Below are 11417 nucleotides of genomic sequence, written 5' to 3' on the forward strand. Positions count from 1 at the left end.
CTCCCCATTTACTTTTGAATACTTAGTCTGCTTTATCGATTGTTTGGTCATTTGTCATTCCTTGTTTACGCCAATACTGGATTTCAAGAGGATGTACCACTAAAATTTTCCTCGAAATACAGCGGTTTTAGTAATAAACTTCGCGCGACGATCTAGATCACATTAATTTATCTGCGATTGTTAAGCCGAAGCATCCAAATAATGAAAAAAGCGCTGCCATAGACGCTTAAGGAAACAGCAACATGGCCTTGAAAGATGCAATGCCTTCAGTACTACTTGAAAATGTAGTCAGTTTAATTCACGCTAAAGTCCCTAATTCACAAGCCAAGCAAGTTGAACAGTTCGCCACCTGCCTTTATGCCCACATGTCGAAAGACGATCTCAATGCGCGTAATGACAGTGATTTATACGGTGCGGTTCTCAGTTTATGGAACGCCCTGAACAAAACACCAAAAGGTAACACTCATCTGAGAGTGTTCAATCCTAGCCAAGCCAAACACGGCTGGCAATCTACTCACTCGATCATCGAAGTTATCCAACCTGACATGCCATTCTTGGTAGATTCAGTTGGTATGGCATTGAATCGTATGGGTATTACTGCTCACATGATGTTGCACACTCCACTGGCCATTGAGCGTTCAGAAAGTGGTGTGACGAATGTCACTTATCTTAATAAGAGCCCTGAAAGCACTGAGCATGTCGCCGTATTTTTGATTGAAATTGACCGTCAAAGCAGCACGGTTGATATCAAAGCATTAGAGCGCGAAATTCAGTCTGTGCTTGCCGATGTCGCTTCATCAGTCAACGACTGGGAAGTCATGTCTGCCAAGTTGGCTGAGATGATCAAGGAATTGCCAAAACGTCCGTTCCCGGGCGATAAGCAAGAGTTAGAAGAAGCGATTAACTTCCTGACTTACTTGAATAATCATCACTTTACGCTATTAGGTTACCGTCAATACGATTTGAAACGTGTCGAAGGTGACGTTGAGTTAGTGCCTAATATCGCCTCTAGTTTAGGTTTGATGAACAAGCACACCAAAGCGCAACCTGAGCAAGGTTTGTTGTTATCTAGCTTCTCCGATAGTGCCCGCAAAGAAGCCTTAGATCACAGTTTACTGATCCTCACTAAGAGCAGTGCTAAGAGCCGTGTACATCGTCCAGCTTATGTCGATTATATCGGTATTAAGCGTTTCGATAAGAAAGGCAATGTGATTGGCGAAGATAGATTTATCGGTTTATATGCGTCAAACCTATATAACCGCAGCCCACGTGAAATCCCACTGCTGAATGAAAAAGTGCAGCGTGTGTTAGATCGTTCAGGCTTGACCCCACGTTCACACGACTATAAAGCCCTGCTAAACATCCTTGAGAATTTACCTCGTGACGAGCTAATTCAAGCCAATGTTGATGATTTATCGCACATGGCCCATGGCGTGTTAGAAATGCAAGACAGAGACAAGCTGAAACTCTTTGTACGCAAAGATGGCTTTGGCCGTTTCTTATCCTGTTTAGTGTACGTTTCTAAGGATCGTTACAACACTAAACTCCGCCAAGATACTCAACGTATTCTGGCCCAGCACTTTAACAGCAAAGAAGATGTAGAGTTTACGACTTATTTTTCCGAGTCGACGCTAGCCCGCACTCACTACATAGTCAAAGTTGATAACAATAATATGGATGTAGATGTGGCTGCCATAGAGAACAACTTAATAGAAGCGGCACGTTCGTGGGAAGATAAGTTAAGCACTGCGCTTAACAGTGCACTCGGCGAAGAAGCTGGCACTCATCTGACTAAGCGTTATTTCAATGCGTTTGAGCAAAGCTATAAAGAAGACGTATTGCCAAGTTCTGCCGTCGTCGACATGCAACAGCTCGAAGCACTGGATGATGAACACAAGCTCGGCATGCTGTTCTATCAACCGCAGGAAGCGGCGCTGAACGACAACAAAGTGCGTTTAAAGCTATTCCATAAAGATGAGCCTATTCATCTATCTGACGTGTTGCCAATGCTCGAAAACTTTGGTCTGCGCGTGATCAACGAGCGTCCATATGAAGTTACGACTTCAGACGGTTCTACCTTCTGGATCTTAGACTTCTTGATGACAGTTAAAGTCGTCAACACAGATAACATCGCTGATAGCCAAGACAGATTCCAAACTGCACTGTCACAAGTGTGGCAAAAGAAGTTAGAAGATGACGGCTTCAACCGCATTATTCTGGCGTCAGGTTTAACCGGCCGTGAAGTCTCTGTATTGCGCGCTTATGCGAAATACATGCGTCAAATCGATGCGACTTTCAGTCAGTCATATATTGAAGAAACCTTCGGTCGTTACCCACAAATCGCTGATTTGTTGGTGAAGATGTTCATCCGTAAATTTAACCCTAAACTGAAAACCCGTACTCTGGGCAAGTTTATGGAACAGATCAATTTACGTTTAGACGAAGTGTCTAGCTTAGATGATGACCGTATTATTCGTCGTTATTTAGACTTGATTAACGCCACTCTGCGTACCAACTTCTACCAACTGGATGCCAAAGGCGAATCTAAGAGTTATATCTCGTTTAAATTCATGCCTTCACTGATCCCTGAAATGCCACGCCCACTGCCGAAATTCGAAATATTCGTTTATTCGCCACGGGTTGAAGGTGTGCATTTACGTTACGGTAAAGTGGCTCGTGGTGGTCTGCGTTGGTCAGATCGCCGTGAAGACTTCCGTACCGAAGTATTAGGTTTGGTAAAAGCACAGCAAGTGAAAAACACTGTGATTGTGCCTGTGGGTGCTAAAGGTGGCTTTGTTTGTAAACAATTGCCAACTGAAGGCGGCCGTGAAGCTTTCTTCACCGAAGGTCAAGAATGTTACCGCATCTTTATCCGTGCCTTGCTCGATATTACCGATAACATTTTGAACGGTGAAATCGTCCATCCATTGGATGTGGTTCGTCACGATGAAGATGACCCATATTTAGTGGTAGCAGCCGATAAAGGCACAGCGACATTCTCTGATATCGCGAACTCGATTTCCCTCGAATACCGCTTCTGGCTCGGTGATGCATTCGCATCGGGTGGCAGTAACGGTTATGACCATAAGAAAATGGGTATCACGGCCAAAGGCGGCTGGGAATCGGTTAAGCGTCATTTCCGCGAAGTCGGTATTGATTGTCAAACCACAGACTTTACCTGTTTAGGTATAGGTGACATGGCGGGCGACGTATTCGGTAACGGTATGTTGTTGTCTAAGCACACTAAACTGGTTGCAGCCTTTAACCACATGCATATCTTTATCGATCCAAATCCGGATACGGCATTAAGTTATGATGAACGGGCGCGTTTATTCGCTCTGCCACGTTCAAGCTGGGAAGATTACAACAGCAAGTTGATTTCTAAAGGTGGCGGTATTTTCCTACGTTCATCTAAATCCATTCCGTTATCGGCAGAAATTAAGCAAATGTTGGCCACAGAGAAAACCTCTATGACCCCAACTGAGCTGATGAAAGAACTGTTGAAAATGCCAGTGGATTTGATCTGGAACGGCGGTATCGGTACGTATGTGAAGTCTTCACGGGAAACCCACGCTGAAGTCGGCGATCGTGCCAACGATGCTCTACGTGTCAACGGTGGCGAACTGCGCGCTAAGATCGTCGGCGAGGGCGGTAACTTAGGTTGTACTCAGTTAGGTCGTATTGAATATGCGTCTAATGGCGGCCGCATCAACACTGACTTCGTGGATAACGTTGGTGGTGTGGACTGTTCAGACAACGAAGTGAACATCAAGATTTTGCTGAACGCTATGGTGACTGAAGGTGAACTGACGCTTAAGCAGCGTAACCGTTTACTGGAAGAAATGACTGAAGAAGTCGGCCAAATCGTACTACAAGACTGTAAAGATCAAACTCGTACTATCTCTGTGACTCAAGTGCGCGGTGCTGAGCAGTTAAAAGAGCAGATCCGCTTTATCCAGTACCTGGAAAAAGAAGGCAAGTTAGACAGAGCGTTAGAGTTCTTACCGTCTGACGATGAGCTAGCTGAACGTTTAGCCAGTGGTCGTGCATTAACGCGCCCAGAGCTATCAGTATTGGTTGCTTATGCGAAAATGGTGCTGAAAGAGCAATTAGTGACGCCAGAAATCACTGAAGATACTCTGTTAAGCCAACTGCTTATCGCGTATTTCCCGAAAAAACTTCAGGAAAAATACAGCGACAAAATGGCAACCCATCCACTGCGTGGCGAAATCATTGCGACCTCACTCGCCAATGAACTCGTCAACGACATGGGCTTGAATTTTGTTCAACGTATGCAAGATGAGACTGGTGCCTCAGTTGCCGACGCGGCAATTTGTTACACTATGGCTCGCGAAGTATTTGGTTTAGCTGAATTAACTAAATCGATCACTGACTTAAACGGCATAGTTCCGTCTGTGGTTCAAGGTGAAATGCTGCATCAGTTACGCCGCAATATGCGTCGTGCTAGCCGCTGGTTCCTCCGTCACCGTAACCGCTCTTGGAGCATCGAACAAACCGTTGCCTTCTTCAAACCGGTATTTGAACAAATTAAAGATAATGTTCATTTATATCTGGTCGAAGAAGAAGCTAAAGGTATCCAATCTGAGATCAATGCTTTGGTCAAAGAAAACGTACCACAAGCTGTGGCAACGATTGTGGCTAACATGAGCACCTTGTTCTCTGCCTTAGACATTGCCCAAATTGCGCAAACAGAAGATAAGACAGTGGCATTAGTGGCTGAAACTTACTTCAAACTCGGCGCCCGCGTTGAGCTGCACTGGTTCTTAGAACAGATCAGCGCCCAACCTGTAGCGAACCATTGGCAAGCACTGGCTCGTGCCGCCTTTAGGGAAGAGTTAGATTGGCAACAACGTGCATTAAGTTCAGTGGTCTTAAGAACTTGCAGTGCAACCTGTGATGCCGAAAGCGTGATTTCTCAGTGGATTGAGATAAATCAAGGCTTATTGGAAAGATGGTTCCACATGCTAGCTGACTTTAAAACGTCGCAAATCCATGAGTTTGCTAAGTTCTCTGTCGCCCTACGTGAACTTAACCTTCTGATCCTTCATTGCGAAGGCCAAAAGTAAACTTATTATAACAATCAGAAGCCCTGGCGATCGCCGGGGCTTTTTTTAGGTCGAGGAAAGTACATGTTTTATAAAATCGCACAGAAAGTCATGTTTCAGATGGATCCTGAGCGAGCTCACCATCTTGCTATAGGCAGCTTAAAAATGACCGCCAATAGCCCGTTAACGTGTCTATATGGACAAACGATTGCACCTGCTCCTGTCAGCTTTATGGGGTTGACCTTTCCTAACCCAGTGGGACTTGCTGCCGGTATGGACAAGGATGGCGAATCGATTGATGCCTTTCATGCGATGGGATTTGGTCATATTGAAGTGGGTACAGTTACCCCAAGACCACAGCCTGGTAACGATTTACCCCGTCTATTTAGATTAAAGCCTGCCAAAGGCATCATTAATCGCATGGGGTTTAATAATAAGGGTGTCGATAATCTGGTCAAAAATTTGATTGCTAAAAAGACCAATATCATGGTTGGCGTCAATATTGGCAAAAATAAAGACACGCCAGTAGAACAAGGTAAAGACGATTATTTGATCTGCATGGATAAAGTTTATCTCCATGCGGCTTATATTGCGGTGAATATTTCATCACCCAATACCCCAGGATTACGATCGCTACAATATGGCGATCTATTAGATGAATTATTGAGCGCAATTAAAACCAAGCAACTTGAGCTGGCCGAAAAGCATAAAAAATACGTGCCCATCGCGCTTAAAATTGCTCCAGATTTAACCATCGAAGAAATTGAAAATATCGCGCAAGCTTTGATTAAAAACAAATTTGATGGCGCAATTGCGACCAATACTACTTTAACGCGTGATGGTGTTAGCGGTCTTGCCAACGCCAATGAAAGCGGCGGCTTAAGCGGCAAACCTTTAACTGAGCTGTCTACTAAAGTGATTAAGCAATTGGCAATTTGTTTGAAAGGGCAGATCCCGATCATAGGTGTGGGCGGTATTAATAGCGCTGAAGATGCCTTAGCCAAATTCGATGCGGGCGCCACTATGGTTCAGATTTATTCAGGTTTTATTTATCAAGGTCCGAAGTTAATTAAAGAAATAGTGAATGCATACCGCTTGAAATAATGATCTTAGGGTTAATATAACGATCTAAAATAAGATCTTATTCTTTAACAGCGATCTAAAATGATCCTTAGATCGCTGTTAAGATCTTACAATAGATCGACTAAGTAATTGTTAAATAATTTGTATTTTATTATTTTTATTTTGATATTGGATAAAATATCTACTATTATGTCCCAGTGTTCAAATATTGGGTCACCGTTATGTTATTAATGCCGCAAAAAGATTGGCAATGGAAATATAACGATTCGTATGGTGTATTAGGCGTATCGTTAGGTTCCGAGATAGAATTTCTGACGTCTTATAAAGCAAAATTACTCATTCCAGATGCCTTATCAAGCATGGAATTTAATATTGCGCACGCCAAATTCTATATGAGCTTACTCGATAGATTGCCTAAAACCCTATCTTTGTCCGATGCCGCTATTGTTCAAATTGCGCTCAATGCCACCGCCGCCCATTTTATGCTGACACCGCAAATGCCTAAATCATGGTTTTTTGATACCAGTGATGTCTGTGTTTATAGCGACGTAGGTAAAGTCTTTGAGCTAAAATGCCAAAAGCAAAGAGTGCTCGCCCTCGTGGTTGAAAATACCCTACAGTCCGCGCTAGTGATGTTATTGTCACCTGAATGTGTCTTGTCGGGCGCTAAAACTATGGTGCAGTTTGAAACCATTAAAGTGATGCATAATCGCTTACACCCACTGCGTGCGCAGCGCCATGTGGTTGCGGCATAACGGGGTTGTAGATCAATAGTCATCATTGGTTTTTAATCTCTACCATTAGCCATACATCACGATTGGTTTTGATATTAACCACTTGTCGATAATTCGCTCAAATCCCCATGGCGTTAGTACGCTATCCATACTCTTTTCTGCTAAGAAAGCCTTTTCCTAAGATTAGTCACGTGAATCTTCGACACCTTTCTATTTAATGCTACCCAATGATAATTTGTGAGTCTTATTAATCTTTATTGGCTTTGCTTTTAGTATCAAACTCACTACGCAGTCTGGTTTGCCATGGTATTCACTCGTCGACTCGCAGCGAGTCCATCCGTGGATGCTCGACCACCCCGTCTGATGTGAAAGGATTCACAAATGCCGCGATGGCATGGATGCCAAAAAGCGGCCATGGGGCGGACGGTCGTTTCGCCAATCACCATGGCGCACCTTTCGGCATTTGCATCGTCTGTTGATTCAAAAAATTAGAGATTACATTTGACTATGATTTGCTTTGATTTTTTAGTGTTGTCTGTGTAGCGCTAAAACCAAAAAAGTTGTGTGTCCGGACTTTCTTGGTAAAAAGCACTCTTTATCATCGCAGGTAGGTTTGCCATGGCGTTCACTCGACGACTCGCAGCCAGTCCGTCCTTGGATGCTCGACCGCCCCGTCCATGGGGCGGACGGTCGTCTCGCCAATCACCATGGCGCACCTTTCAGCATTTGCATAGTCTGGAGGTTCAAAAGGCTAGAGTTTTCATTTAACGATGGTAGGAACTGTTTTTTGGGTGCTGTTTGTGCATTTCTAGAAGCACAAAAGAGTTATGGGTATCTGATTTTTTCATCTACCCAATTGAAAATTGGGTCAATTTTTAAAGTTGAAGCTTACTTTTTATGTTTCTTATAGCGTATATTCTAGGTATGATTGGGATTGAAAAAGTTATATTAAAAATTTATTAGCTTAGCTTAGCTTAGCTTAGCTTAGCTTAGCTTAGTTTTTAGTTTGGAGAACTTTTTTCAGTGATTTTTGATTGAGAAATGTCAACAGGAATCTGGTGTTAAGTGTGATAAGTATCATTTGGAGATAGTAAATTATGCTTATATTTCAAAAAAATAGGTCATAACTCAGTGAAATTTAATTTACTCAAAATCATTTCGATAGCTTTTTTAGGCTCACTTTTTGGTAGTGTAATTACTATCGGTAGTGTTGCCTTTTTCTATGGAGGTGACATAAGTAAACTACTTACCGAATCCCCTTACTTGTTGAATCATTCCATTCCAGAACTTAGCCGCCTTGATCAGATAAGAATTGATCGTTTATTAGAGAAAAATGTAATTTTCTCTGCTGATGACCTTTTAGGGCAAATGGGGGCATTTTACACGACTATTATCACTACGTTAGTCTCACTTATCGCTGCAATGGGCCTCTTCACATTCTTCTTTATCAAGTCAAGTGTTGAAGATAAAGCTGAGGCCCAAGCTAAAATAACTGCAAAACAAGTTATTGATGGTAAAATTGACCCCAAAATAGAACAAATAAACAGCTATCTTAGTAAGTTTGATGAGCAATCTTTAGCTACCAAACTTGATATACTCTTACAAACTAAAATACTAGATTCCTATAGCTTTTGGACTAGAATTGAAGAGTCTATATACACCCAAACTGATGCGGCACTCCAAGACTACGGCTTAGAAGAAGTAAATATAAACATAAATAAGGCGCAAAGAGATATTAAGTCAATTGCTGAAAATATACAGGTAATTAATCAAAAGATTGAGAATATAGAAGAAAAACCTGCTGATGAAACCGATAATATCATCGACTTAGGTAATGGTTCACAAAATGGCAATTAGAATTCGAAATAGGCAAGTACAAAGCTCCCAGCTTTCTGGAACAGAAAAGACTCCTAATGACATTTTGTCTTTAGCTCGTTCTCACGGACTGAGTACCTCTCCATTGGATTTAACAGCATTATGCCAAATGTTGGGAATAGGAATAAGTTATTTACCATTAGATAACAATCTGTCTGGTCGCTTAATTCACGATGGAAGTAGGTGGGTAATCAACGTAAATGCACTTCATCATGTCAGAAGGCAACGTTTCACTATAGCTCACGAACTTGCGCACTATTTTCTTCATCGAGACTCTCAGGATAATTATGAAGATTTAACTTTTCATCGTGGTAAATGCTATACCCAAAAGGAATTAGAGGCTGATAACTTCGCTGGCGCTCTTCTCATGCCAAAGGATAAACTTATTGAATTTGTAAATGAGAACTCTAATAAACTCGACGAAATTGCAGAGTACTTTGGAACATCAAGTATCGCTGTAAAGAAAAGGGCTGATGTAATTAGGAATAAATCATATGAGTTCTAGAGTGTATTTTCCAATACTAAAAACAACAGTGTCAGAAATTAGGGCATTACGACAGTTAGATTGTTCTGAAAACTCTAATGTACATCCGATATTTGAACTTACAAAATCTCGTAAATCAAAGCACGATGAAATAGGAAATGTTTACAAAAGAATTGAAGAAATAACTGAAATTGTTAAAAAAAATAAGTTTATTTTAGATTTGACTTCAGAGGGAAGCCTTAGTAATACTCAAATAGAATCCTTTTTCGATGACCATAACAATTTTGAGAATTGGCGTTTATTTATCCGGTCACTGAAAGATAAAGAGTTGAATGTTTACCCAGTTGTCCAAGCGTATGACGATACTACTCTCGATGAACTTTCTGCTCAAATGAAGTATTTTTTTGATACATGTGGGGGTTTTTCCATTCGTTTAAAGCCAGTTTATCTTGAAATGGATATATCGAGAAAATTAATACAAGCCGCACAAAATTATAATTTCATACTTATTTTTGATTTAGAGTATGTAGATGAAGACAACCTTGATTTTGTGACTAATGAATTTTCTTTATTTTTAGAAAAATGTATCTCAAATAGTTTAAATGTAGGTTCAATTATACTGTGTAGTTCATCATTTCCATCAATGGTTAACCACTATAATAAATTTGAGGGGGAAATTAAATCCGTTGAGAAAGTTGCTTATCAAGAAATTTCAAAAAAATTCCCACAGAATAGTTTTTTTTATGGGGACTATGGTTCTGTCCACCCATTTAGAAACGAAACGACTGCATATAATTGGGTTCCTAGAATAGATTATCCTCTTTTATATTCAGTTGTTTTTTGCCGTAAACAAAGGGAAGTAGGAGGGTATAAAGATTGTGCCAATCGACTTGTGAATATGCCAGATTTTATAAATAATCCAGTAGATTGCTGGGGTTATCGAGAGATATTAGATGCGTGTTCTAAACCTAATGGGAACAGCCCATCTTACTGGATATCGGCTAGGATTAATTTACACATAACTAGAACTTTAGAGTGGTTATCAACGTAAGTTGATAACGTCACTTCTTAGAGATAGAATCTTAATATCATCATCGGTCGTTTTATTTGAGCTTCTTTCTTTAATAAACACTTGATAAATAGGTTCATATCGAGAACATAGCCAGTTTATATATTGTTGATTAATATTTTCCTCAATTTCACCGACTTTCTGAAGTGGTCGGCAATTAGTGTCATGTAAAAGTCCTCTTTTTCTAGCCTTGCGCAAACAGAAAATAAAGCCTTTACTATCGACAACTAGAACCCCAAACCAAGCTCCATAATTTTTAACCATTTCCACATACTTTTCTGTAGTAACTACATATACATAATTAAAAGTTAAGCGATAGTCCTCAAGCTGGCTTCCAAGGCGACTTAAAGTATCTCTATCACTTTTAATCTCAAATCCGTAAGTCGCGCTGGCTTGGCGGTCAACTGCAACTAGATCCGCTCTCCTTCGCATTGAAAAAAAGGGTACCTCTCTCGCTATAAAGTCAAACTGAAAACTATTTTCTAAGTATTCAATTAGTTTACATGTTATTAACTTTTCATCATTCATCATAAATCAACAAAAATGTACTCAACTGGCTATAGTTTATCATTAAGTACACTGTAAGTGAGAATGGGGTTTAGATGAGTTTTATATTGTTTTCTTCTAGTCTCTAACAGCACGCCCCACCCCACATATCACAAACACCTAAAGCCTTTGCTGCAATTTTAATAATTTTAATACGACATCCATTGTTAGATTAGTTACTAGTATCCGCAGAGGGCGATGAGATTAAGCACTGTCATGGAAGTGACCGTCCGTGACAGGGATGTCACGGTTGAGCATACACGGATGTACTTGCTGCGAGTCACTGGAATGACAGTGCTTAACCCAACTCTATCGGTGTTTTTCAAGGTAGTTGGCACTCTTTACTTAAATTTTAAGCTGCATTTCTTGTTTCAGTTTCAGACTCTTTTTCTGGGTTCAACACTACCTCACCGATAACGTCACAGTTCCTTATACCGTTTGGCCAGCGTTTAGGGTTTCTTGATCTTGCTTCTTCTAGTACCTCCTTACGCTTAGATAAAATCGCTTTATCTTGCATCGCATGTCGCTCACTCGGTGATACAAAATTGAGCTTACTGTGC

7 protein-coding genes and 1 pseudogene are annotated in these 11417 nt (G+C 41.0%); 6 read left to right on the plus strand and 2 right to left on the minus strand.

The features are described from left to right. The first annotated feature begins 242 nt into the window (after positions 1-242). The 6 genes from L5M18_RS04005 (at position 243) to L5M18_RS04030 (ending at position 10293) form a co-directional block, all read left to right on the plus strand. A complete protein-coding gene (locus tag L5M18_RS04005; protein WP_263195999.1) occupies positions 243-5087 on the plus strand; it encodes an NAD-glutamate dehydrogenase in 4845 nt (1614 codons plus the stop codon). A gap of 63 nt (positions 5088-5150) precedes the next feature. After that, positions 5151-6170, plus strand: coding sequence for a quinone-dependent dihydroorotate dehydrogenase (gene pyrD / locus L5M18_RS04010; RefSeq protein WP_113940562.1), 1020 nt, complete (start codon positions 5151-5153; stop codon positions 6168-6170). A gap of 200 nt (positions 6171-6370) precedes the next feature. After that, positions 6371-6904 carry a cell division protein ZapC gene (locus L5M18_RS04015; protein WP_006081901.1) on the plus strand — a complete coding sequence of 178 codons (534 nt, stop codon included), beginning with the start codon at positions 6371-6373 and terminating at the stop codon, positions 6902-6904. Positions 6905-8014: 1110 nt separating this feature from the next. Next, the gene (locus L5M18_RS04020; RefSeq protein ID WP_263196001.1) at positions 8015-8740 is read left to right on the plus strand and encodes a hypothetical protein; all 726 of its coding nucleotides are present in this window, start codon (positions 8015-8017) and stop codon (positions 8738-8740) included. Beyond that, on the plus strand, positions 8730-9263 hold the full coding sequence (locus L5M18_RS04025; protein ID WP_263196003.1) for an ImmA/IrrE family metallo-endopeptidase: 534 nt from the start codon (positions 8730-8732) through the stop codon (positions 9261-9263). The genes L5M18_RS04020 and L5M18_RS04025 overlap by 11 nt, the downstream gene beginning before the upstream one ends. Next, entirely contained in the window at positions 9253-10293 is a 1041-nt protein-coding gene (locus tag L5M18_RS04030) for a beta family protein (RefSeq protein WP_263196004.1), read from the plus strand. The genes L5M18_RS04025 and L5M18_RS04030 overlap by 11 nt, the downstream gene beginning before the upstream one ends. Here the strand turns inward: L5M18_RS04030 and L5M18_RS04035 are convergent. After that, positions 10285-10842, minus strand: a complete 558-nt coding sequence (locus tag L5M18_RS04035; RefSeq protein WP_263196005.1) for a sce7726 family protein — start codon at positions 10840-10842, stop codon at positions 10285-10287. The two genes, L5M18_RS04030 and L5M18_RS04035, sit on opposite strands and share 9 nt — an antisense overlap. Before the next feature lie 367 nt (positions 10843-11209). Then, a pseudogene (locus L5M18_RS04040) lies at positions 11210-11417 on the minus strand (IS3 family transposase); the annotation flags it as partial.

Source organism: Shewanella sp. SM20 (genome assembly GCF_025654545.1).
GTDB classification, from domain to species: domain Bacteria; phylum Pseudomonadota; class Gammaproteobacteria; order Enterobacterales; family Shewanellaceae; genus Shewanella; species Shewanella oncorhynchi.

Excerpts from the sequence above, each read along its gene's own strand:
- L5M18_RS04005 (WP_263195999.1), top strand. The coding sequence starts at position 243 with ATGGCCTTGAAAGATGCAATGCCTTCAGTACTACTTGAAAATGTAGTC.
- pyrD (WP_113940562.1), top strand. The coding sequence starts at position 5,151 with ATGTTTTATAAAATCGCACAGAAAGTCATGTTTCAGATGGATCCTGAG.
- L5M18_RS04015 (WP_006081901.1), top strand. The coding sequence starts at position 6,371 with ATGTTATTAATGCCGCAAAAAGATTGGCAATGGAAATATAACGATTCG.
- L5M18_RS04025 (WP_263196003.1), top strand. The coding sequence starts at position 8,730 with ATGGCAATTAGAATTCGAAATAGGCAAGTACAAAGCTCCCAGCTTTCT.
- L5M18_RS04030 (WP_263196004.1), top strand. The coding sequence starts at position 9,253 with ATGAGTTCTAGAGTGTATTTTCCAATACTAAAAACAACAGTGTCAGAA.
- L5M18_RS04035 (WP_263196005.1), bottom strand. The coding sequence starts at position 10,842 with ATGATGAATGATGAAAAGTTAATAACATGTAAACTAATTGAATACTTA.